Source organism: Acidovorax sp. 59, assembly GCF_002754175.1.
GTDB classification, from domain to species: Bacteria; Pseudomonadota; Gammaproteobacteria; order Burkholderiales; family Burkholderiaceae_C; genus Acidovorax; species Acidovorax delafieldii.
Genome location: NZ_PEET01000001.1, coordinates 4645135 through 4666973 on the forward strand (window position 1 = coordinate 4645135; position 21839 = coordinate 4666973).

A 21839-nucleotide genomic window follows, 5' to 3' on the forward strand; every position below is an offset into this window, starting at 1 on the left:
GCCACAAGCGCTAGTGAAACATGCGCTGATAGCTATCAAATTTATAGTATTCAAGCCGCAGCAGCCTGGGGCTCCAGCGCGGGCAGCACATGCCCCAAGGCGCGGTCGATGAACTCCTGCTTCTCGCCCACCGGGGCAAAGTAGTGCAGCACTTCGCGCGCGGCGTCCAGCCCCTTGAGGCGGGCGATCAGCCACGCCACCAGGTACTGCGAGGCCAGGCACCCGCCCGCCGTGGCCACGTTGCCGTGGGCCGCAAACGCGCGTGGCACCACGTCCACGCCCGAATCCACCACCCACGGCTTGCTGGTCAGGTCCGTACAGGCGGGCGTGCCGCCCAGCAGGCCCAGGCGGCTGAGCAGGAAGGTGCCAGAGCACTGCGCCGCCAGCAACTGGCGGGCGGGGTTCAGCACCCTTAGCTGTTCCATCAGCGCGGGAGTGTTGGCCACCTCACGCGTCTTCATGCCGCTGCCCACCAGCACTGCGTCGGCCTCAGCCAGCTGGCTCAGGTCTTCGTGCGCATCGATGGTCAGCCCGTTCATGGACGTGATGCGGGGCGCGGGACTCGCAATGCGCACCTGCCAGTCCTTGTCGCCCAGCAGGGCGATGCGATTGAGCATGCCAAACGCCACCAGCGAATCCAGGTCGTTGAAGGCATCGAAGGTGAGGATGGAGATGCGCATGGAGGGGCAGGCTGGCTGGCGAAGGAAGCTCAGGCGGTTTCTTGCAGGGCGTCGCCCAGGGCGCTGATCAGGCGGTCGATTTCGGCCTGGGTGCTGATGAAGGGCGGTGCCAGCTGGATGGTGTCGCCACCGTAGCGCACGTAAAAGCCCTTCTTCCAGCAGTTCATGGCGATCTCGTAGGGGCGCTTGGCAGGCTCGCCGGGCAGCGCCGCAATGGTGAAGCCGGCGGCCAGGCCAAAGTTGCGGATGTCGGCCACATGCTTGGCGCCCTTGAGGCTGTGCACAGCCTGCTCGAAGTACGGGGCCAGCGCCTTCACGCGGCCGATCATGTCTTCGTTTTGCAGGATGTCGAGCGCCGCAATGCCCGCCGCGCAGGCCACGGGGTGGGCCGAGTAGGTGTAGCCGTGCGGGAATTCGAGCATGTACTCGGGGCCGCCTGCGGCCATGAAGGTGTCGTAGATTTCCTTGGTAGCCACCACGCCGCCGAGCGGCTGCGCGCCGTTGGTGACCTGCTTCGCAAAGTTCAGGATGTCGGGCGTCACGCCGAAGGCTTCGGCACCCGTCCAGGCGCCGCTGCGGCCAAAACCGCTGATCACTTCGTCAAAAATCAGCAAGATGTTGTTTTGGGTGCAGATCTCGCGCAGGCGCTGCAGGTAGCCCACCGGCGGGATCACCACACCGGCCGAGCCCGAGAAGGGCTCGACGATCACGGCGGCGATGTTGCTCGCATCGTGCAGCGCAATCACTTCCAGCAGGCGGTCGGCCAGTTCCTTGCCCGTGGGCGGCATGCCCTTGTGGAACGAGCCTGCGGGCGGCTGGGTGTGGGGCAGGTGGTCGGCTTCCACGCCCTGGCCAAACAGCTTGCGGTTGGCCACGATGCCGCCCACCGAGATGCCGCCAAAGTTCACGCCGTGGTAGCCCTTTTCGCGGCCGATGAGGCGCGTCTTGGTGCCCTGGCCCTTGGCGCGCCAGTAGGCGCGGGCCATCTTCAGAGACGTGTCGGCCGACTCGGAGCCCGAACCGGTGAAGAACACATAGTCCAGCCCTGCAGGCGTCAGTTCCTTCACGCGGTTGGCCAGCTCGAACGACAGCGGGTGGCCAAACTGGAAGGCGGGCGCGTAGTCCAGCTTCATCGCCTGCTTGCCGATGGCTTCGGCGATCTCGCGGCGGCCATGGCCCAGGCCCGCGCACCACAGGCCCGAGAGGCCGTCAAAAATCTTGCGGCCTTCGCTGTCGGTGAAATAGGCGCCGCTGGCCTCCACGATCATGCGCGGGTTGGCCTTGAACTGGCGGTTGGCCGTGTAGGGCATCCAGTGCGCGTCCAGCCACGCGGCGTCCATGCGGGGGCCTTCGGCACCAGCGGCGGGTTTTTCGATGTTGACGAAGCTCATGGGGTTCTCCAGTGCAAAGGCGGCGACAAAAAGCAGACAGCCCCAGCGGCCTGGGGCTTGACGTAAGGCATTGTTGCGCTGCCTGTTAATCTCTCAAATAATCCAATATCAATGTTTACTTGACGATTTATGCAAGTAAAAGACCCGGTTCCATCCCCCCAAGCTTCAGTGCCCGCAGTACCGGGCAAACACCGCGCCGTGCTGGGCCAGCTCAGCGACATGGACCTGCGCCTTCTGCAGGTGTTCAAGAGCGTGGTGGAGTGCGGCGGCATGTCGGCCGCCGAGCTGGAGCTGAACATCGGCACCAGCACCGTCAGCCGCCACATCAAGGACCTGGAAGCCCGCCTGGGCCTCACGCTGTGCCGCCGGGGGCGGGCGGGGTTTGCGCTGACGGCCGAGGGGCAGCGGGTGTATGACGAAACCCTGCGCCTGCTGGCCTCGGTGCGCAGCTTTCGCGACAGCGTGGACGACATCCACTCGCGCATGGGCGGGCAGCTGGCCGTGGCGGTGTTCGACAAAACCGCCAGCAACCCGGCCGCCCGCATTGGCGAGGCGATTGCCGCCTTCACCGCCCAGGCCCCCGATGTGCAACTGCAACTGCATGTGGGCTCCATCAACGCCATCGAGCGCGGTGTGATCGACGGCAGCTACCAGGTGGGCATCATCCCCGCGCACCGCAGCTCGCAAAGCCTGGCCTACGCCGACCTGTTTGGCGAGACCATGCTGCTGTACTGCGGCGCGGGCCACCCGCTGTTTGGGGCGTCATCGCCTCCGGCCGACTGGCATGCCGTGCGCGGCTACCAGTTTGCGGGGCTGGGCTACCACTCGCCCAATATGGAGTTGAGCCACCAGGCCCGGCTGCAGCGTGCGGCCACGGGGTTTGACCAGGAGTCCATCGCCACGCTGATCCTGTCGGGCCGCTTTCTCGGGTTCTTGCCCGACCACTACGCCGAGGCCTTCGAGCGCCAGGGCCGCATGCAGGCGGTGAACCCGTCGCTGTTCCACTACCACTGCCAGTTTGTGAGCCTGATGCGCCGCTCCCCCGCCCCCGCCCGCGCGGCGCAGGCGTTTGCGCAATGCCTGGAGGATGCGCACCGGCCCGGTCGCTGACAGGGGTATTGCGGGGCTGCGGCTTGCCAGCTGCCGCGGCGCGGCGGACAATTCACCTTCTTTGCAACATTGTGTGACATCGGGAGCAGCGCCCATGGCCAGCATTTCCTCCATCGGCAGTTCAGGCCTCCAGGCCGCCCAGTTGCGGCTGGACGCGTCGGCCAACAACGTGGCCAACATGAACACCCCCGGCTACCGCCGCGAGGTGGTTGCACAAGAAGAAGTGGCCGAAAGCGCCGGCGTGCGAGCCACCGTGCAGCGCGAACAGGACGCCAAGGGCGTGGCGCTGGAGCAAGAGGCGGTGGAGCAGATGTCGGCCACCTACGCGTTCAAGGCGAATCTGCAGACCATCAAGACGCAGGACGAAATGATGGGCTCCTTGCTGGATGTGAAAGCCTGAGCGCTGTCCATTCCGCGCCTGTTTGTGTTCCCACCCCCATGCCCCGCTGGCCGGGGCATGTTCGTTTCTGGCGCAGGCAGAGAGGACTGCCCGTTATCAGTTGGTATCGGCCAGCCCCGCCAGGCGCTGGACCAGCCAGCGTTGAAAGGCCAAGCCCGTGGCGGTGCGGCTGCGCAGTGGAATGGCGTACATGGCGGTGCTCCTTGTCGTGAGTTTGTTCAGGCGCCCTGGATGGCGGGATTGCTGTGGGGCGATGGGGTAGCGCTTTGGCGTGCAGCGCGCCGACCAGCCCGGTCCCACGCCTTTTCATGGAAGAAGAAGGCCACCGCCTGCACCGTGGGCTCCAGCAGGCTCAGTGTGAGCGAGGCCCACAGGTTGCCGGTGACGGCATAGGCCACCAGAGCGGCCACGCAGATGTGGATGAGGTAGTAGCTGCCCGTCTTCATCAGCATGGTTTGGTTCTGGCGGGCAACGCGGCGGATGAGGGACATGGCGGACTCCTTGGTTCAACAGAGCCTGCAGCGGTGCAGCAGGGATGGTTGAATGGTAGTGATTCGCAATAGCGAAAGCCAATTGATCATCGCTAAGGCGCAGATAGCCGCTATCCAATGACGCCTTGCAAAGCGCCACAGCGCCTATCCCAAACAGACTGGTTCTGCGCGTGAACTAGTTCACGTTCCGCCACTGAAAAAAGCCGCTGCCACCAAAGCCCCCGTTGCTATGATGGCCGCTCTTTTCAACCCCCTCTTTTGCTTTGGGAGCACACATGGCCCTCATGGACTTCATCAAGAAACAGTTCATTGACATCATTCAGTGGACCGAAGAGGGGGACGGCACGCTGGCCTGGCGCTTCCCCATGCGCGACATGGAAATCCAGAACGGCGGCACGCTGGTGGTGCGCGAGTCGCAGATGGCCATCTTCGTGAACGAAGGCCAGGTGGCCGACGTGTTTGGCCCCGGCACCTACAAGCTCACCACGCAGACGCTGCCGGTGCTCACGTACCTGAAGAACTGGGACAAGCTCTTTGAGTCCCCCTTCAAGAGCGATGTGTACTTCTTCAGCACACGCCAGCAGATCGACCAGAAGTGGGGCACACCCCAGCCCATCACGATCCGCGACAAGGACTTTGGCGCCGTGCGCCTGCGCGCGTTCGGCAACTACGCCTTCCGTATCGCCGACCCCAAGCTGTTCCACACCGAAATCTCGGGCACGCGCGAGTCCTACCCCGTGGCCGACCTGGAAGGCCAGCTGCGTGGCCTGGTATTGCAGAACATCAGCAACGCCATTGCCGGTAGCGGCCTGCCGTTCCTGGACCTGGCGGCCAACCAGGTCATGTTTGCCGATGCGCTGACCAAGGAGCTGGCGCCCATCTTCGCCAAGCTGGGCATCTTGATCGAGTCCCTCACGGTGCAGAACGTCTCGCTGCCCGAAGAGCTGCAGAAGATCCTCGACCAGAAGATCGGCATGGGCATGGTTGGCAACGACATGGCCAAATTCATGCAGTACCAGACGGCGCAGGCCATCCCCAAATTTGCCGAGGGCGCGGGCAACGGTGGCGGAGTGGCGGGTGACGCCATGGGTCTGGGCGCGGGTGTGGCGCTGGGCCAGGTGCTGGCGCAGAACCTGCAGCAGGGCCTGCAAGGCGGCGGTGCAGCAGCCCAGGCAGCGCCCGCAGCGGCGGCCGTTGCAGTGGGCGTCAAGCCCGAAGACGTGATGGCCACGCTGGAGAAGCTGGGCGAGCTCAAGTCCAAGGGCATCCTCACGCAGGAAGAGTTCGACGCCAAGAAGGCCGAACTGCTCAAGAAGCTCGTCTGATCGATCGGATCGATTGCTATCATAAAAATAGCTGCTTGCGCTGGAGGGATAGGCGCTAGAGGCCAATAGGGCTTCAAAGCCGTTTAGCGCGGCGCGGGCAGAACACTCCACACGATGGCCACCGACCCCACCCAGCGCTATTACCGCGCGCCCTGCCCCGGCTGTGGCGCGCCGGTGGAGTTCAAGAGCGCGCAGTCCACCCATGCCGTCTGCGGCTACTGCCAGAGCACCGTCGTGCGCAGTGGCGATGTGCTCACGCGCCTGGGCAAGATGGCCGAGCTGTTCGACGACCACAGCCCGCTGCAGCTCATGGCCAGCGGGCGCATCCAGCTCGACGGCAAGGACATTCCCTTCACCCTCATCGGCCGCCTGCAATACAAGGGCGACGCGGGCGTGTGGACCGAATGGGCGGCCTTTCTGAATGACGGCACGCTGGCCACGCTGGGCGAAGACAACGGTGCCTATGTCTTCACCAGGCCCATCGACCCCGGCCGCGAGATGCCTGCGCCCGAGCGCTTTCGCATCGGCACCACCACGGCCATCAACGGCAAACCCTACAGCGTGGCCTACACCGGCCAGGCACAGCTGATCTCGGCCCAGGGCGAGCTGCCCAAACTACCGCCGCTGGGCCAGCCCTTCGGCATGGTCGAGTTGCGCAGTGCCGACGGCGAAGTGGTCAGCATCGACTACGGCCACACCCCGCCCAATGTGGAGCGTGGCAAGGCAGTGCTCCTGGAAGACCTGCAGCTGCAGGGTCTGAAGGACGAATCGGCCAAGGACGAAAAAGGCCGCCAGTTCAACTGCCCGCACTGCGGTGCGCCGGTGCAGGTACAGCTGTCCACCTCCAAGAGCATCACCTGCGGCTCGTGCGCCAGCATCATCAGCCTGGACAGTGGCGTGGGCGGAGAGTTGCGCTCGGCGGAGCAGGACGAACCCGTCCAGCCCCTGATCCCGCTGGGCAGCAAGGGGCAGCTGCAGGGCGTGCACTGGCAGGTGGTGGGCTTTCAGCACCGGATGGGCGTGGAGCCCGGCGATGACGAGCACTTTGGCTGGAGCGAATACCTTCTCTACAACCAGAAGCGTGGCTTCGCGTTCCTGGTCGATTCCGAAGAAGGCTGGAGCATGGTGCGCCCCACCACCGGCGCGCCGCAGATGGCAGCCACGGGTCGCTCCGCCACGTACATGGGCACCAAGTACGACCTCAAGTACACCTACGAGGCCGAGACCACCTATGTGCTGGGCGAGTTCTACTGGCAGGTCACGCGCGGCCAGAAGACCACCAACCGCGACTTTGCGAGCGCCAAGGGCCTGCTGTCGATGGAGCAGAGCCCGAACGAGATCACCTGGTCTGCGGGGGACAAGCTGTCCAGCGACACGGTGGCCAAGGCGTTCAAGCTGGACGACAAGAAAGATGTGCTCCAGCGCGACGACCCTGGCCCGTTCGTGGCCAAATCCGGCCTGGGCTGCGGCACCATCATCATCATCGCCGTGGTGATCCTGATCCTGCTCATCTTGCTCAGCCGTTGCTCCAGCTGCGATCCCCGGGTCGAAAACTGTTCCTCGTCCTCCAGCTACCGAAGCTCGGGGGGCTCGTACGGCGGATATTCGTCGGGCGGCAGCCACAAGTAGTGCGGCGCTTGCTTCTGTTCATCCGCCAGCCACACTCACCGACACCACGTTTCAAGGAGATCACACCATGATGGGATTCGAATGGCTCAAACCCGCGGCATTTCTCGGGTCCATCCTCTACGCCATCATTGGCGTCATCATCTTCTGGCTGGCCTTTGTCATCGTGGACAAGATCACGCCCTATGACCTGTGGCGCGAGATCGTCGAAAAGCAGAACCAGGCCCTGGGCCTGGTGGTGGCCGCGATGTGCCTGGGCATCAGCATCATCGTGGCGGCTGCCATCCATTGACGCATTGACGCGTTTTCGAGCCCCTACCGCCTGAATGAACGAAGCGGCGCACCCGGCAGGGTGCGCTGACCGCTGCCTTGTCGTCTCCCACCCCGTCTCCCGTCGCGCCCGCGCCTGCGGTGCCGCCCCCATCCTCTGGCCCCCGCCCCATCGACATCGCGCTGCTCATCAGCGTGTTTGTGGTGGCAGCCTGCGGCCTGCTGTACGAGCTGGCCGCCGGGGCGCTGGCCTCCTATGTGCTGGGCGACTCGGTGCTGCAGTTCAGCACCATCATCGGCACCTACCTGTTTGCCATGGGCCTGGGGTCGTGGCTGTCGCGTTACTTCGAGCGGCAGCTGCCCGCGCACTTCCTGCGCATCGAGCTGCTGGTGGCGCTGATCGGCGGCGCGCTGCCAGCCACGCTGTTCCTCGCCAATGCGTATGCGCCGGGTGCGTTCCGGTTCCTGCTGTACGGCATGGTGCTGATGGTGGGCACGCTGGTGGGGTTGGAGATTCCGCTGGTCATGCGCATCCTCAAACGCAACGTGGTGCTCAAGGACCTTGTCTCGCAGGTGCTCACGTTCGACTACCTGGGCGCGCTGGCGGTGTCGCTGGCGTTTCCGCTGCTGCTGGTGCCGCACCTGGGGCTTATCCGCACCGGGTTGTTGTTCGGGCTGATGAATGCCGCAGTGGCGCTGTGGGCGGTGTGGCTGTTCCGGCATGAGCTGCGGCGCCTCCAAGCCCATTTGTTCGCCTGCCTGATGGTGGTGGGCCTGCTGCTGGCGGGACTGGCGGGGTCTGAGCAGATCACGAGCTTTGCCGAAGACAAGTTCTACCAGGACCGCATCATCTTCACCACGGCCACGCCCTACCAGCGCATTGTGGTCACGCAGGGCCGCTATGGCCACCGGCTGTACCTCAACGGCAACCTGCAGTTCTCCGAGTCCGACGAATACCGCTACCACGAGGCTCTGGTGCACCCCGCCATGGCCGCGCATGGGGCGCCCAAGCGGGTGGCGGTGCTGGGCGGCGGCGACGGCATGGCGGTGCGCGAGATCCTCAAGTACCCCTCGGTCGAGTCCGTCACCCTGGTCGAGCTGGACCCGGCCATGACGCGCATCTTCAGCGAGAACCCCACGCTGGCAAAGCTCAACGGCCACGCGCTGCAAAACCCCAAGGTGACCATCGTCAACACCGATGCCTTTGGGTGGCTGCAGCAGGGGACGGACCTTTTTGACGTGATCGTGGTGGACTTCCCCGATCCCACCAACTTCTCCATCGGCAAGCTATACACCAACAGCTTTTATGCGTTGCTGGACAAGCGGCTGGCGGCCAGTGGCTACGCCGTGGTGCAGACCACCTCGCCGCTGGTGGCGCGCCAGAGCTTCTGGACGGTGGTGCAGACCATCGAATCCGTGGGCCTCTCGACAGCGCCGTACCACGCCCATGTGCCCAGCTTTGGCGAATGGGGCTATGTCATCGCCAGCCGCAGGCCGTGGCGCCTGCCCGACGCCCTGCCACCCGGGCTCCGGTTCCTGAGCGCCCCGTCGCTGCCCCTGCTGTTCGACTTTCCGCTCGACATGGCGCGGGTGCCGGCCGACGTGAACCGCCTGTCCAACCAGGCGCTGGTGCACAGCTACGAGCGCGAATGGGGCAAGGTGGTGGCGCATTGAGTCGCCGTTTGCCAGGGCCCCAACAGGCATTCGCCGAGCAATTTGCAAGGGTTCTGCCCGCTGGCATGGGCAGCACAATCGGCTACAAAGCTGTCAAGACCTGATCGCCGTGGGCGCCCCCGATGCTGGACCTTTTTTTCCTTTCTGACGCACAGCCCTATCCGCTGCTTTGGGCGCAGCACGATCCCTGGCTGGTGACGCTGTCGGTGGGCATGGCGGTGCTGGCCTCCGTGCTGGCGCTGCAGATGGCGGGTCTGGCCCGCCGCGCCGACACCCGGTTCATGCGCCAGATGGCGCGGGGGTCCGGGGCGATGGCGCTGGGCGGCGGCATCTGGTCCATGCACTTCATCGGCATGCTGGCCTTCACGGTGTGCGCGCGGGGCCAGTTTGATGCGTGGACCACCGTGCTGTCCCTGCTGCCCAGCGTGGGCGCGTCGTGGGTGGCGCTGGGCTTGCTGATGCGCCGCGAGATCAGCCGCTCCGCCCTGGTGGTGGGTGGGGTGCTGGTGGGCGCTGGCATTGGCGCCATGCACTACATCGGCATGGCAGCATCGCAGTGGGCGCCTGTCATGCGGTACGACCCCTGGGGGTTTGCCGCCTCGGTGCTGGTGGCCGTGTTGCTGGCCATCGTGGCCCTGTGGGTGCGGTTTGGGCTGGAGCGCGTGGTGCGTTGGCGCGCCCGGTGGCTCAATGCGGTGGCCGGTGTGGTCATGGGGCTGGCGATTGCGGGCATGCACTACACCGGCATGGCGGCCTTGCGTTTCATTGACGCCCCCAACGAGCTGGAACTGCTGACTGCGGCCGATGGCGCGCCCCTGGCACTGGCCGTTGCTGCAGTGGCGTCGGGTATCGGGCTGCTGGTGATCGCCATCAACGCGGGCTTGCGTTACCGGCAGATGTTCCTGCAGATGCGCCAGAGCGAGTCCCGCTTGCGCGCCATTGCCGACACCGCCGTGGACGGCATGGTGATGATCGATGCGCAGGGCCGTGTGCAGTCCTTCAACGCAGCGGCCGAGCGCATCCTGGGCTGGCGTCCCGACGAAGTGGTGGGCCAGAACGTGTCCATGCTCATGCCCGAGCCCGACCGCTCGCGCCACGACACCTACCTGCAGCGCTACCTGCAAGGCCAGGGCGGTGGCGTGGTCGGCGCCAACAGCCGCGAGGTGCTGGCTTTGCGGCCGGATGGCAGTACCGTGCCCATTCGCATCTCCATAGGCCGCGTGCCGCTGGATGGCGCGCCGGTGTTCGTGGGCTTCATCAGCGACCTGACACAGCGCCGCGCCATGGAGCAGGAGCTGCAGGCCAGCGAGCAGCGCCTGCGCTCGCTCATGGCCAACATTCCGGGCGTCACTTTCCGATGCCGCCACGATGCCGACTGGACCATGCTGTTCATCAGCGATGCGGTGACCGCACTCACGGGCTGGTTGCCGCAGGACTTTCTGGACGGCCGTATCAACTTCACCCAGCTCACGCTGCCCGAAGAGGTGGACCGCCTGTGGGCGGAAGTCTCCATGGCCATCCAGGAGCACCGGCCCTACCACGTGGAGTTTGGCCTGCGGGACCGTGACGGGCGCCTGCGCTGGGTGTCGGAAAGCGGCCGCCCCGTGGCCGGCGATGATGGCCAGGTGTTGTGGATCGACGGCGTCATCATGGACATGACCGTCTTTCGCGAGCGCAACGCCGAGTTCGAGAGCACGGTGCGCGCCATCAACCGCGCGCTCGCGGTGGTGGAGTTCGACATGCAGGGCCATGTGCTCAACGCCAACGCCAACTTTCGAGAACTCATGGGCTACCGGCTGGAAGAGATCGTGGGCCAGCACCACCGCATGTTCTGCGAGCCCGCCTACGCGCAGACCGAGGCGTACGCGCAGTTCTGGGAGCAACTGCGAGCTGGCCAGCTCGATGGCGGTGAATATCAGCGACTGGGCAAGGACGGGCGGCGCATCTGGATCCAGGCCACCTACAACCCCATCTTCGACGCGCAAGGCCAGCCGTTCAAGGTCGTCAAGTTTGCGACCGACCTCACCCAGCGCCGTGCCATGGAGCAAGAGCTGCGGGCCGCCAAGGAGCGTGCCGAGCAGGCCGCAGCCGCGCGCAGCACCTTCCTGGCCAATATGAGCCACGAGATCCGCACGCCCATGAACGCCATCATCGGCTTCACCGAGGCACTGCTTGACACCCCCATGGACGCGCAGCAGCGCCGCCACCTGGGCACGGTGCAGCATGCGGCGCGCTCCATGCTGCGCCTGCTCAATGACATCCTGGACACCGCCAAACTGGAAAAAGGCGCGGTCGAGCTGGAGATTGCGGACTTCTCGCTGCAAGAGGTGTGCGACCAGATCCTTGCCTCGCTGCGCATCCATGCGGGCAAGAAGGGGCTCGCGCTGCAGTGCCTGACGGACGACCGGGTGCCGCCCTACCTGCGGGGCGATGCGCTGCGCCTGCAGCAGGTGCTGCTCAACCTGCTGGGCAACGCGCTCAAGTTCACCGAGCGCGGCCATGTGCTGCTGCGGCTGGACTACCACGACGGCACGCTGGTGATGGAGGTGGAGGACACGGGCATCGGCATCGCGGCGCAGCACCTGGAGCGCATCTTCGACCCCTTTGCGCAGGCCGACGCATCCACCACCCGGCAGTTCGGCGGCACCGGCCTGGGCACCACCATCTCGCGCCAGCTGGTGGAGCTGATGGGTGGCAGCATCAGCGTGCGCAGCACCCTGGGTGTGGGCACCACGTTCACCGTGTGTGTACCTTTGCCGGTGGGCCAGGCGACGGCGGCAGTGGCCACCGTGAGCCATGCGGTGCAGTTGCCGCCGCTGCGAATGCTGGTGGTGGACGATGTGCCGGCCAACATCGAGCTGCTGCAGATCCACCTGGACCGGGGGCGCCACCATGTGACCGTGGCGCGGGATGGCGAAAGCGCTGTCGCCGCCTACGAGGCCGGGCGCTTTGACGTGGTGCTGATGGATCTGCAGATGCCCGGCATGGACGGCCTGGAGGCCACGCGCCGCATCCGCGCGTTCGAGCAGGCGCAACGGCGCAAGCCGGTGCCGGTGATCGCCCTGTCGGCCAGCGTGCTGGAGCAGGACCGGCGCAACGCACGCGCTGCGGGCATGGACGGTTTTGCAAGCAAGCCGCTGGAGCCCGCCCGCCTGTTCCGCGAGATCGCCCGCGTGCTGCATCTGCAGCCCGACACCGCCACATCGGGGTGGAGCAGCCTGCAGACCTTGACGCGCGCCACCGACATACCACCGGTCCCCCACGCCACCATCGCCGCGGTGGACTGGGAGCGTGGCACCCGCCTCTGGGGCCAGCGTGCGCTGCTGCGCGATGCCGTAGCGCGCCTGCTGACCGACCATGCCGCCACCCCCGCCACCTTGCAGGCCCTGGTGGCGCAGCCCGACATGGACGCTGCCCGTGCGCTGGCCCACCGCCTGCGTGGTGCGGCAGGCAACCTGGCGCTGGGCCCGCTGCAAACGCTGGCGCAGCGCATCGAGGAAGCCGCCCACAGCCTGGACCGCACGGCTCTGCAGCCGCTGGTGGCCGCCCTGCCCGCCGCGTTGCAGGCCGTGGAGCAGGCCCTGGCCCACGAGGCCGAGGCCGCCGCAGCGCCCGCCCCCGGCGTGGGCCAGCACGCACCGCTGACCGCAGACCAACGCCAGCAGGCCCGGGACGCCGCGCAGGCGCTGCAGCAGGCCCTGGCACAGTCCGAGTTGGCCCAGCCGCCGTTGGACCTGCTGGTGCAGCTGCTGCCTGCAGATGCCACCGAGCGCCTGCAAGAGGCCATCGACCGCTTTGACTTTGACCAGGCCGGGGTGCAGTTGCAGCAGCTGCGCACGCACTGGCTGGACGAACCCCTGGAGAACCCCGCATGACACCGGCCCCTGACCAGCGGCCCCGCCTGTTGCTGGTGGACGACGAGCCCACCAACCTGCAGGTGCTGCGCCACATCCTGCAGTCCGACTACCGCCTGCTGTTTGCCACCGACGGTGAACGTGCGCTGCAGGTGGCGCGCGAGCAGCGGCCCGACCTGGTGCTGCTCGACATCATGATGCCGAACCTGGACGGCTATGCCGTGTGCCGCGCGCTCAAGGCCGATGCCGCCACCGCCTCCATCCCGGTGATCTTCATCACCGCCCTCACCGACAGCCAGGACGAAACTGCCGGGTTTGACGCGGGCGCGGTGGACTACATCACCAAGCCCGTCAGCCCGCCCGTGGTGCGCGCGCGGGTGCGCACCCACCTGTCGCTGGTGCGCATGGACGAGCTGCGTGAAACCCGCCTGCAGATCGTGCAGCGCCTGGGCCGCGCGGCCGAGTACAAGGACAACGAAACCGGCATGCATGTGATCCGCATGAGCCACTTTGCCCAGTTGCTGGCCCTGGCTGCCGGCCACAGCCCGGCCTGGGCCGAAGACCTGCTCAACGCCGCGCCCATGCACGACGTGGGCAAGATCGGCATCCCCGACGCCGTGCTGCGCAAGCCCGGCCCGCTGAACGCCGATGAGTGGGACACCATGCGCCGCCACCCCGAGATCGGCGCCGAGATCATTGGCGAGCACCCGTCCGGCGTGCTGCAGCTGGCCCGCGAGATTGCGCTGGCCCACCACGAAAAGTGGGACGGCAGCGGCTACCCGCGCGGCCTGGCGGGCGAGGCCATACCGGTGTCGGCGCGCATCGTGGCGGTGGCCGATGTGTTCGATGCGCTCACCACCCGCCGCCCCTACAAGGAGCCCTGGCCCGTGCAGGATGCGCTGGACCACATTGCAGCGCAGGCCGGCAAACACTTCGACCCCGCTTTGGTGGCGCTGTTCGCCCCGCTGGTGCCGCAGCTGCTCGAGATCCGCGCCCGCTGGGCCGATTGAGGCGTGACCGCATGACCCCCTGGACCCTGCAGCGCCGCCAGTTCGTGGCGGGCGCCGCCGCCCTGGCCACGGCTGCGCTGGGCGGGTGCGACCACGCCGTGCCGCCGCTGGAAGGCAGCTTTACCGGCATCGACATGGCGCGCGGCCACCAGCTGCGTGAGTGGCTGGCGCGCGGCACCTGGCCCGAGCCTGCCGTGGTGCGCCGTGCGCAGGTCATCATTGCCGGTGGTGGCGTGGCGGGGCTGGCCGCCGCGCGCGCGCTGCGCCTGGCGGGCGTGCAGGACTTTGCGCTGCTGGAGCTGGAAGACACCGCAGGCGGCAACAGCCGGGGCACCGCCGTCAACGGCATCACCTGCCCGCAGGGCGCGCACTACCTGCCTGTGCCGGGCGACGACGCGCGCGAGGTGCAGGACCTGCTGGAGGAGCTGGGCCTGCGCCAGCGCGTGGCCGGGCGCTGGCAGTACGACGAACGCCACCTGTGCCACAGCCCGCAGGAGCGCCTGTACTTCGATGGCGAGTGGCAGGACGGCCTGCTGCCCGTGCAGGGCGTGGGCGAGGCCACGCTGGCGCAGTACCGCCGCTTTGCCCAGGCCGTGGACGCGCAGGCCCGCGCCGCCCGGTTTGCCATGCCCGTACTCAAGCTGTGGGCCGCCAAGCGCCCACTGGCGCCCAGCCAGCAGGCGCTGGACGCGATGACGTTTGCCGCCTGGCTGGCGCAGGAAGGGCTGGACGATGCCCACCTGCGCTGGTACCTGGACTACTGCTGCCGCGACGACTACGGCGCCGGTGCCGACCGCGTCTCGGCCTGGGCGGGCATCCACTACTTTGCCAGCCGCCATGGCTTTCATGCGCCCGGCGAGGCCGTGGACGAAGCCCGCGAAAGCGTGCTCACCTGGCCCGAGGGCAATGGCTGGATCACCCGGCGCCTGGCCGAGCCGCTGGCCAACACGTCCCACGGCGGCGGCCAGCTGCGCACCGGCACCAGCGTGCTGCGCATCACCGAAGGCCGCCACGGCGTGGAGGTGGATGCGTTCAATCACGCCACCGACAGCGTGGAGCGCTGGCAGGCGCCACGCTGCATCGTGGCGCTGCCCGTCTTCGTGGCGGCGCGCGTGGTGCAGAACCCGCCTGCCTTCCTCACCGGGGCGGCCCAGCGTCTGTCGTGGGCGCCCTGGCTGGTGGCCAACATCCACATCCAAAGTCCGCTCACCGACCGCCCCGGCGCTGCGCCGGCCTGGGACAACGTCCTGTATGCCGACCCCACGGCGGGGGGCCTGGGCTATGTGAACGCCGGCCACCAGCGCCTGGACACCCGTGCCACGCTGGCCGGCCCCACCGTGCTCACCTACTACCAGGCGCTGGGCGACCGGGCGGACGGCCGCCAGCAACTGGCCACCCAGCCCTGGCAGCACTGGGCAGACGCCGCCCTGGCCGCCCTGGCCGTGCCCCACCCCGACCTGCGCCAGCGCGCCACGCGCGTGGACATCACCCGCTATGGGCACGCCATGTCCATCCCCACACCGGGTTTGCAGCAGTTTTTGAGCCAAATCGGCCTCGAGCGCAAGACTTTCATGCCCAAGGTGCTATCAAATGGTGAGCGTTCCGCCTGGCTGCCCACGCCCACCACCGCGCGGCTGGCGTTTGCGCATGCCGACTGGTCGGGGTATTCGGTGTTTGAAGAGGCCTTCACGCGCGGGCACGGCGCGGGGCTGGTGGCCGCCGCCAGTTGATTCCTTGGTGCAGAGGATCCCTAGCCGCGCTGCCCGTCCCACCACAGCCCCAGGCACAGCGCGACGCCCACGGCGTACAGCAGCCAAGTGGCCGAGACCACGTAGGGATAAAACATCAACGCCACGCCCCACCAGCGGGTGCGCGGCTGCTGCGCACGCTTGCCGTGCCAGTACGCCGCCATGCCGATCAGGCCAAACAGGATGGCGCCCACGATGTAGGCCGGGCTGGGCAGCTCCAGGCCGAGGGATTGCAGTGCAGAGAGGGTTTCCATGGCGGGTGCGCAGGCCGTGCGGGTGGGGTGAGGCAGGTGTGATCCCTGCCAGCGGCAAAAGGTCCGTGCATGTGCCCGATTCGGCGTTGCCTGGTGGGGGCGTCGGAGAACCGCTTTTCATGGCGGTGTCACAGGGCGGCGGCATCGTTCACGGTTTTGGCTCTCTTCCCCTTGACCACCATGTCCCGACTGTCCCAAATTGCCGCCTGCGCAGCGCTGCTGTGCGCTGCCGCCACCCCCGCCATCGCCCAGCAGGCCTACCCCGCCACCCTGGCCGGCCACGCCGTGATGCCAGCCCTCACCGTGGTTGCCGCGCCCAAGGACGCGCCGCAAGACCTGCAGGTGGCCGGCAAGTTCACCACCCCCCGCCGTGTGGACGCCGTGGGCAGCGTGATGGGCCAGTCGGGCGGCCGCGACACGGGTGTGTCGTTGCCGTTCCAGGGCCAGCCCCTCCAGGGCCACTCGGGCATCAAGCGCATGGCCGACGGCTCGTTCTGGATCCTGACCGACAACGGCGCGGGCTCCAAGGCCAACTCGCCCGACTTCATGCTGCACCTGAGCCACTACACCGTGGACTTCAAGAGCGGCCAGTTCAACCGCCTCAAGACCCTCTTCCTGCACGACCCCGACAAGAAGGTGCCGTTTCGCATCACCCACGAAGGCACCGACAAGCGCTACCTGACCGGCGCCGACTTCGACCCCGAGAGTTTCCAGTTCGCCGGTGGCGCACTGTGGATCGGCGAAGAGTTTGGCCCCTTCCTCATCAAGGCCGACCTGAACGGCAAGGTGCTGGCCGTGTTCGAGACGCAGGTGGACGGCAAGGTCGTGCGCTCGCCCGATGCGCCCGGTGTGCTGATGCCCGGTGCCCCCGACGCCAAGCCCACGCCGTTTGAAGTCAAGCGCTCCAAGGGCTACGAAGGCATGGCCTCCAGCAAGGACGGCAGCAAGCTCTATGCGCTGCTCGAAGGCGCGCTGTGGAACGACAGCGCCAAGGCGTACGAAAACGTGGGCGGCAAGCAGTACCTGCGTGTGCTCGAATTTGACGTGAAGACCGAGCAATGGACCGGCCGCCACTGGAAGTACGTGCTGGAGGCCAACCACCACGCGATTGGCGACTTCAACATGATCGACGGCACCACGGGCCTCATCATCGAGCGCGACAACGGCGAAGGCACGGCCGACAAAGCCTGCCCCGAGGGCCAGAAGCGCACGGACTGCTTCCACGACCTGGCCAAGTTCAAGCGCGTCTACAAGGTGGAGATGAGCGACGCCAACGTGGGCGGCGAGATCCGCAAGGTGGGCTACATCGACCTCATGAACATCCAGGACCCGCAGCGCCTGGCGCGCAAGCCGCTGAACAGCGGCGTGCTCACCTTCCCGTTCTTCACCATCGAGAACGTGGACATCGTGGACAGCACCCACATCGTGGTGGGCAACGACAACAACCTGCCCTTCAGCAGCAGCCGCGAGCCGAACAAGGCGGATGACAACGAGCTGGTGCTGCTCGAAGTGGGCGAGTTGCTCCGGGCCAAGTAACCCGGCGCCAGCGCGCGGTGGGGGCCGGGTGGCAAAATTCCCGGTTCCCCTTCCAACGCTCCACAAGCCGCGCCACCATGTTCACAGGCATCGTCCAAGCCACGGCAGGCATTGCCGCCATCCACGACCGCGCAGGGCTGCGCACCTTCACGCTCGATTTCCCTGAGGGCTTCTGCCAGGACCTGGCCATTGGCGCCAGTGTGGCCACCGATGGCGTGTGCCTCACGGTCACCGAGATCCTGTCGCCCACGCAGGCCAACTTCGACGTGATGCTGCAGAGCCTGAACATCACCACGCTGGGCAGCTACGGCCAGGGCGACCGCGTGAACGTGGAGCGCGCGGCCAAGGACGGTGCCGAGATCGGCGGCCATCCGCTGTCGGGCCATGTGGACTTCACTGGCACGCTCATCGAGCGGCGCGAGTTTGACAACAACCTGGTGTGGCGCGTGGCCGTGCCCGAGGCGTTTCGCCGCTACATCTTTGCCAAGGGCTACATCGCCATCCACGGCGCCAGCCTCACGGTGGCCGAGGTGAACCGGCAAGAGGGCTGGTTCGAGATCTGGATGATCCCCGAGACCCGCCGCGCCACCGTGTTTGAGAACAAACAGGTGGGCGACCGCCTGAACATCGAGATCGAGCGCAGCACCCAGGTGGTGGTGGACACCGTGCGAGAGGCCGTGCAGGAGAGCCTGGGCCGCCTGCAGCCCGTGCTGGAGGCGCTGTTGAAGGAAAAGGGCCTGTCGCTGGACGACTTCGTGCAGGCGCCCGTGCTGCCGCACTGATCGAACCAAGCTCACTCATGTCCCTGGTGGTGCGCCCGCTGGCGCTGAGCGACCTGGCCGATCTGCTGGCCGTGCAACTGGCCTGCTATGGCGAGGGGTTTGTGGAGAGCGGCGAGGTGTTTGCCCGCCGCCTCGCCAGCCCCGCCAATTGTTCGCTGGTGCTGGAGCAGGGCGGCACGGTGTGTGCCTATCTGGCGGCCTACCGCAGCGTGCGTGGCAAGGTCACCCCGCTGCACGGCGACTTTGAAACCGCTACTGCGCCCGACACGCTGTACCTGCACGACATGGCCGTGCTGCCTGCCCATGCGGGGCAAGGCCTGGCCCATGCGTTGCTGCAGCCCCTGTGGACGCAGGCCCGCGCCGAGGGGCTGCGGCACAGCGCGCTGGTCTCGGTGCAGGGCTCGCAGGCCTACTGGCAGCGGCAGGGCTATGCGCTGCACCCCTTGCAGGACGCCACCCAGCAGGCCCGCCTGGCCAGCTATGGCGAAGGCGCGGTGTACATGGCGCGAGCGCTTTAGAACGTGTTGACGATCTCCCAGAGGTCGCGCAGCGGTCTTTGCGGGATGGGATGCAAGGCGCTGTGCGTAGTGGATAGCTTGGCTATCCACAAGCGCCGCAACGCTGCAGACCGCCCGCAAAGACCACTGCCCGAAGGGTTGGAGCGAAATCGGGTGATTGGACGCCCCAGCTGCTTGCATGGGCATGAGCCCATGCGGCGCATCCGAAGCATCCACTCATCCCGATTGCGCTCCAACGCGATCCCCTGCGAGATCGTAAACACGTTCTTAGACCTTGTAGGCACAGTGTCACCCGCCCTCGTCATAATGCCCGCCATGCCCCACCGCTGGAAACCCAACGTCACCGTGGCCGCCCTCATCGAGCGCGACGGCCGCTTTCTGCTGGTCGAGGAAGAAACCACCGACGGCCTCAAGCTCAACAACCCTGCCGGCCACCTGGACCCGGGCGAGTCGCCCATCCAGGCCTGCGCGCGCGAGGTGCTGGAAGAAACCGCCCACGACTTCGAGCCCACGGCGCTGATCGGCGTGTACCTCAACCGCTTCACCAAGACGCGCACGGGGGACGACATCACCTACATGCGTTTTGCGTTTGCGGGCACGCTGGGCACGCACCATGACTGGCGCACGCTCGACACCGGCATCGTGCGCACGCTGTGGCTCACGGCCGACGAGATCCGCGCCTGCCCCGAGCGCCACCGCAGCCCGCTGCTGCTGCGCGGCCTGGAGGACTACCTGGCGGGCCAGCGCTTTCCGCTGACGCTGGTGCACACCGACATCTCGGTGACCGAGCCGGACGGCGTGACCGCGCGATAAGCCTTGGTGCCGCACGGGGCTGCGCACCGCCCCCGGTGTGAACAGGCGCTAGTTCGCCTTGGCCTTCCAGGCAGCGCCCTGCTGGCGCACCAGGTCCAGCAGGTTGCCCATCACCACGTTCATGTCGATCAGGTGCAGGCCCCAGTCGTCCAGAGTGCGGTCATTGACCACGATATCGCCCGGCACATCGCTGGGCAGGCTGCCACGCCCATTGCTGTCCAGGCCCAGCGCCAGGTAGTGTGCGGGGCCGTCCTTCACACAGCTTGCACGCATCAGGCCCGGCAGGCTCACAAACGGGGTGCTCACGCCCTCCAGGCCCTGCGCCCATTGCGCACGCAACACGGGCTGCCCCAGCAGGTTGGCCTCGCGGGCCAGCATGCTGCGCAGCGGCTGGCCGCTCAGGCGCACCGGGTCCGTGCAGGCCACCTCGGCGCCCGCCGCATTGCTGCGGCCAAAGCGGGAGTTCGCGGGCGGCGGTGATGTCTCGCGGAACGTGGCGTATGTCACCACACACCCGGTTTGCGCGCCGGTACGGCACAGGGGCAGCGTGGGCAGCGACCCTCCGGTGTCCGCACCCGCAGGGACCATCACGTTGAAGCCGATCAGCAGGGCCGACACCAGGCGCTGCTGCACCGGCTGGCCGTCCACATCGCGCTTGAGCAACTCCAGCAGCATGCGGCTGCCCTGGGAATGCCCCACCAGCACCACGCCCCGGCCCTTGTTGTCATTGGCCAGATAGTGCCGCCACGCGGCGCGCACGTCCTCGATGGCCATCTCCGGGTTCACCCCGGCCGGGTTGCCCGACATGGCCGCGCGCAGCCCCGCCAGCGTGATCTGCCGGTACATGGGTGCAAACGGACGGCACACCGAGGCAAAGGGGGCAAACTGCTGCGCCACCGCCCGCTGCTCACCCGGGCCAGGTTGCAGCGTGCTGTGCGGGTTGGGGTCCTGCGAGATCGTGGGGTACACGTAAAAGCAGTCGATGGGCGCATCGGCCTGCGGCTTGATCACCTGCACCGTGCGTTGGCCTTCGGCGGCCAGCGTGGTGACCGTCTGGTCGGTGCTGCACAGGTCGGCGCGGCCGGGGCGGCACAGCCAGGTATCCGGCGCGTCGTAGTTGGCGGCGGCAGCGGGCTGGGCCAGCGCGGGGGCGACCGCAAAGGCACCGAGCAAAACGGTCAAAAGGGAGGAAATGCGGGCATGCATCGACAGGACTCCTGGGAGGTTTGCCACAGTGTTGCGCACCCGGCGCGGCGGCGGGTGTCGGCTGTGTGACGGCCTCCGGGAAAACGAGGATGGCGGGCGGGCGCCACTGCCCCCGCTGCCGCAGCTCCTGCGCCCGCTTCCATCAGTCCGCCGTCAGCTTGCGTTCCTTGATGATGGTGGCCCACTGGGTCGATTCCTTCTTCATGAAGGCCGTCAGCTCGGCGCGTGTGGTGGGCTGCGGCGTGAGGCCGTGCTTATTCAGCGCCTCTTTCACGCCCGGGTCGTTCAGCACCTTCACGATCTCCTGGTTCCAGCGGTCCAGCAGCGGCGCGGGCGTTTTGCCCGGCGCCACAAAGGCGTACCAGTTGAGCGCCTCAAAGCCCGGATAGCCCGACTCCGCCACGGTAGGGATGTTGGGCAGGTAGGCCGGACGCGTGAGGCCGGTGGTGGCCAGCGGTATGAGCTTGCCCGTCTCCACATGCGGCAGCGCAGTGGGGGGCGCGGCAAAGTACGAGGTCACGCGCTCGCCCAGCAGGTCCTGCAGCGCGGGGGCGCCGCCCTTGTAGGGCACATGGGTCATGTCGATGCCGGCTCGCTGGTTGAACAGTTCACCCGCCAGGTGCGATGCCGAGCCCGCGCCGGTGGAGGCAAAGTCCACGCTGCCGGGCTTCTTCTTGGACAGCTGCACAAACTCGGCCAGCGTCTTCACGCCCGCGCCCTTGTGCACCACCAGCACGTTCGGAAAGTTCACCCCGCCCGACACGGCGGCCAGGTCCTTGAAGGGGTCGTAGGCCACCTTCATCAGGTGGGGCGCAATGGTGAGCGGTCCCACCGACCCGAGCAGCAGCACCGAGCCATCGGCGGGCGCATTGGCCACAAACTGGTGCGCGATGTTGCCGCCTGCGCCACCCTTGTTGTCCACCACCACCGACTGGCCGATGTTCTCGCCCAGCTTCTTGGCGATGAGCCGTGCCGCCGCATCGGCCGCGCCGCCTGCGGCAAAGCCCACGACCAGCGTGACGGGCTTCTTGGGCGGAAAGTCTTGCGCCGCAGCGCCCAAGGCGAGAGGCAGGGTGGCCAGCGCCAAGGCGCAACGCAGCAGGGTTCTTTTGGGGTTCATGGGGGTCTCCTTCATTGTGGGTTGTTGGGGG

The 21839-nt window shown here is 67.1% G+C and carries 19 protein-coding genes; 13 read left to right on the forward strand and 6 right to left on the reverse strand.

Features of this window, described 5'->3' with window-relative positions:
- Nucleotides 1–50: 50 nt before the first annotated feature.
- On the reverse strand, nucleotides 51–680 hold the full coding sequence (locus CLU87_RS21260) for a DJ-1/PfpI family protein (protein ID WP_099731718.1): 630 nt from the start codon (nucleotides 678–680) through the stop codon (nucleotides 51–53).
- 29 nt (nucleotides 681–709) lie between these two features.
- Nucleotides 710–2071 carry an aspartate aminotransferase family protein gene (locus CLU87_RS21265; RefSeq protein WP_099731719.1) on the reverse strand — a complete coding sequence of 454 codons (1362 nt, stop codon included), beginning with the start codon at nucleotides 2069–2071 and terminating at the stop codon, nucleotides 710–712.
- A 129-nt stretch (nucleotides 2072–2200) separates the two neighbouring features.
- Here CLU87_RS21265 and CLU87_RS21270 point away from each other — a divergent pair, with 129 nt between their 5' ends.
- Together CLU87_RS21270 and CLU87_RS21275 are read left to right on the forward strand one after the other, a co-directional pair.
- Nucleotides 2201–3181: a LysR family transcriptional regulator gene (locus CLU87_RS21270; RefSeq protein WP_099731720.1), complete on the forward strand. Its 981-nt coding sequence runs from the start codon at nucleotides 2201–2203 to the stop codon at nucleotides 3179–3181.
- 94 nt (nucleotides 3182–3275) lie between these two features.
- Entirely contained in the window at nucleotides 3276–3581 is a 306-nt protein-coding gene (locus CLU87_RS21275; RefSeq protein WP_015016359.1) for a flagellar basal body protein, read from the forward strand.
- Between the two features lie 218 nt (nucleotides 3582–3799).
- Here the strand turns inward: CLU87_RS21275 and CLU87_RS21280 are convergent, their stop codons facing one another.
- The gene (locus CLU87_RS21280) at nucleotides 3800–4072 is read right to left on the reverse strand and encodes a DUF2061 domain-containing protein (RefSeq protein ID WP_056056719.1); all 273 of its coding nucleotides are present in this window, start codon (nucleotides 4070–4072) and stop codon (nucleotides 3800–3802) included.
- A gap of 275 nt (nucleotides 4073–4347) precedes the next feature.
- Here CLU87_RS21280 and CLU87_RS21285 point away from each other — a divergent pair, with 275 nt between their 5' ends.
- The 7 genes from CLU87_RS21285 (at nucleotide 4348) to CLU87_RS21315 (ending at nucleotide 15561) form a co-directional block, all read left to right on the forward strand.
- A complete protein-coding gene (locus CLU87_RS21285; RefSeq protein ID WP_099731721.1) occupies nucleotides 4348–5397 on the forward strand; it encodes an SPFH domain-containing protein in 1050 nt (349 codons plus the stop codon).
- Between the two features lie 114 nt (nucleotides 5398–5511).
- Entirely contained in the window at nucleotides 5512–7026 is a 1515-nt protein-coding gene (locus tag CLU87_RS21290) for a DUF4178 domain-containing protein (protein ID WP_099731722.1), read from the forward strand.
- 70 nt (nucleotides 7027–7096) lie between these two features.
- Complete coding sequence (locus tag CLU87_RS21295; RefSeq protein ID WP_015016355.1) at nucleotides 7097–7315, forward strand: DUF350 domain-containing protein; 219 nt, start codon at nucleotides 7097–7099, stop codon at nucleotides 7313–7315.
- Nucleotides 7316–7392: 77 nt separating this feature from the next.
- Entirely contained in the window at nucleotides 7393–8967 is a 1575-nt protein-coding gene (locus tag CLU87_RS21300) for a polyamine aminopropyltransferase (RefSeq protein ID WP_056742696.1), read from the forward strand.
- 122 nt (nucleotides 8968–9089) lie between these two features.
- Nucleotides 9090–12842: a PAS domain S-box protein gene (locus CLU87_RS21305; protein ID WP_099731724.1), complete on the forward strand. Its 3753-nt coding sequence runs from the start codon at nucleotides 9090–9092 to the stop codon at nucleotides 12840–12842.
- Nucleotides 12839–13831, forward strand: a complete 993-nt coding sequence (locus CLU87_RS21310; protein WP_056742703.1) for a two-component system response regulator — start codon at nucleotides 12839–12841, stop codon at nucleotides 13829–13831. The genes CLU87_RS21305 and CLU87_RS21310 overlap by 4 nt, the downstream gene beginning before the upstream one ends.
- A gap of 11 nt (nucleotides 13832–13842) precedes the next feature.
- Nucleotides 13843–15561 (forward strand): NAD(P)-binding protein, encoded by a 1719-nt coding sequence (locus CLU87_RS21315; RefSeq protein WP_199170860.1) that lies wholly within the window; start codon nucleotides 13843–13845, stop codon nucleotides 15559–15561.
- 20 nt (nucleotides 15562–15581) lie between these two features.
- Here CLU87_RS21315 and CLU87_RS21320 read toward each other — a convergent pair whose 3' ends face one another.
- The gene (locus CLU87_RS21320) at nucleotides 15582–15833 is read right to left on the reverse strand and encodes a hypothetical protein (RefSeq protein ID WP_056742705.1); all 252 of its coding nucleotides are present in this window, start codon (nucleotides 15831–15833) and stop codon (nucleotides 15582–15584) included.
- A gap of 180 nt (nucleotides 15834–16013) precedes the next feature.
- On the opposite strand from CLU87_RS21320, the gene CLU87_RS21325 reads away from it, so the two are divergent.
- The 4 genes from CLU87_RS21325 (at nucleotide 16014) to CLU87_RS21345 (ending at nucleotide 19482) form a co-directional block, all read left to right on the forward strand.
- On the forward strand, nucleotides 16014–17369 hold the full coding sequence (locus CLU87_RS21325; RefSeq protein WP_199170861.1) for an esterase-like activity of phytase family protein: 1356 nt from the start codon (nucleotides 16014–16016) through the stop codon (nucleotides 17367–17369).
- Between the two features lie 77 nt (nucleotides 17370–17446).
- Nucleotides 17447–18151 carry a riboflavin synthase gene (locus CLU87_RS21330; RefSeq protein WP_056056705.1) on the forward strand — a complete coding sequence of 235 codons (705 nt, stop codon included), beginning with the start codon at nucleotides 17447–17449 and terminating at the stop codon, nucleotides 18149–18151.
- A gap of 17 nt (nucleotides 18152–18168) precedes the next feature.
- Nucleotides 18169–18669 carry a GNAT family N-acetyltransferase gene (locus tag CLU87_RS21335; RefSeq protein WP_056742711.1) on the forward strand — a complete coding sequence of 167 codons (501 nt, stop codon included), beginning with the start codon at nucleotides 18169–18171 and terminating at the stop codon, nucleotides 18667–18669.
- Between the two features lie 315 nt (nucleotides 18670–18984).
- The gene (locus CLU87_RS21345) at nucleotides 18985–19482 is read left to right on the forward strand and encodes an NUDIX hydrolase (protein WP_056743200.1); all 498 of its coding nucleotides are present in this window, start codon (nucleotides 18985–18987) and stop codon (nucleotides 19480–19482) included.
- A gap of 48 nt (nucleotides 19483–19530) precedes the next feature.
- Here CLU87_RS21345 and CLU87_RS21350 read toward each other — a convergent pair whose 3' ends face one another.
- Complete coding sequence (locus CLU87_RS21350; RefSeq protein WP_099731726.1) at nucleotides 19531–20688, reverse strand: DUF3089 domain-containing protein; 1158 nt, start codon at nucleotides 20686–20688, stop codon at nucleotides 19531–19533.
- A 142-nt stretch (nucleotides 20689–20830) separates the two neighbouring features.
- Nucleotides 20831–21808, reverse strand: coding sequence for a tripartite tricarboxylate transporter substrate binding protein (locus CLU87_RS21355; protein WP_056056701.1), 978 nt, complete (start codon nucleotides 21806–21808; stop codon nucleotides 20831–20833).
- Nucleotides 21809–21839: the final 31 nt, after the last annotated feature.

What these genes read in the sequence shown, in the direction of transcription:
- CLU87_RS21295 (WP_015016355.1), top strand. Translation starts at nt 7,097, where the DNA reads ATGGGATTCGAATGGCTCAAACCCGCGGCATTTCTCGGGTCCATCCTC.
- CLU87_RS21310 (WP_056742703.1), top strand. Translation starts at nt 12,839, where the DNA reads ATGACACCGGCCCCTGACCAGCGGCCCCGCCTGTTGCTGGTGGACGAC.
- CLU87_RS21285 (WP_099731721.1), top strand. Translation starts at nt 4,348, where the DNA reads ATGGCCCTCATGGACTTCATCAAGAAACAGTTCATTGACATCATTCAG.
- CLU87_RS21350 (WP_099731726.1), bottom strand. Translation starts at nt 20,688, where the DNA reads ATGCATGCCCGCATTTCCTCCCTTTTGACCGTTTTGCTCGGTGCCTTT.
- CLU87_RS21265 (WP_099731719.1), bottom strand. Translation starts at nt 2,071, where the DNA reads ATGAGCTTCGTCAACATCGAAAAACCCGCCGCTGGTGCCGAAGGCCCC.
- CLU87_RS21260 (WP_099731718.1), bottom strand. Translation starts at nt 680, where the DNA reads ATGCGCATCTCCATCCTCACCTTCGATGCCTTCAACGACCTGGATTCG.
- CLU87_RS21355 (WP_056056701.1), bottom strand. Translation starts at nt 21,808, where the DNA reads ATGAACCCCAAAAGAACCCTGCTGCGTTGCGCCTTGGCGCTGGCCACC.
- CLU87_RS21325 (WP_199170861.1), top strand. Translation starts at nt 16,014, where the DNA reads ATGTCCCGACTGTCCCAAATTGCCGCCTGCGCAGCGCTGCTGTGCGCT.
- CLU87_RS21345 (WP_056743200.1), top strand. Translation starts at nt 18,985, where the DNA reads ATGCCCCACCGCTGGAAACCCAACGTCACCGTGGCCGCCCTCATCGAG.
- CLU87_RS21335 (WP_056742711.1), top strand. Translation starts at nt 18,169, where the DNA reads ATGTCCCTGGTGGTGCGCCCGCTGGCGCTGAGCGACCTGGCCGATCTG.
- CLU87_RS21320 (WP_056742705.1), bottom strand. Translation starts at nt 15,833, where the DNA reads ATGGAAACCCTCTCTGCACTGCAATCCCTCGGCCTGGAGCTGCCCAGC.
- CLU87_RS21305 (WP_099731724.1), top strand. Translation starts at nt 9,090, where the DNA reads ATGCTGGACCTTTTTTTCCTTTCTGACGCACAGCCCTATCCGCTGCTT.
- CLU87_RS21275 (WP_015016359.1), top strand. Translation starts at nt 3,276, where the DNA reads ATGGCCAGCATTTCCTCCATCGGCAGTTCAGGCCTCCAGGCCGCCCAG.
- CLU87_RS21270 (WP_099731720.1), top strand. Translation starts at nt 2,201, where the DNA reads ATGCAAGTAAAAGACCCGGTTCCATCCCCCCAAGCTTCAGTGCCCGCA.
- CLU87_RS21315 (WP_199170860.1), top strand. Translation starts at nt 13,843, where the DNA reads ATGACCCCCTGGACCCTGCAGCGCCGCCAGTTCGTGGCGGGCGCCGCC.
- CLU87_RS21330 (WP_056056705.1), top strand. Translation starts at nt 17,447, where the DNA reads ATGTTCACAGGCATCGTCCAAGCCACGGCAGGCATTGCCGCCATCCAC.
- CLU87_RS21290 (WP_099731722.1), top strand. Translation starts at nt 5,512, where the DNA reads ATGGCCACCGACCCCACCCAGCGCTATTACCGCGCGCCCTGCCCCGGC.
- CLU87_RS21280 (WP_056056719.1), bottom strand. Translation starts at nt 4,072, where the DNA reads ATGTCCCTCATCCGCCGCGTTGCCCGCCAGAACCAAACCATGCTGATG.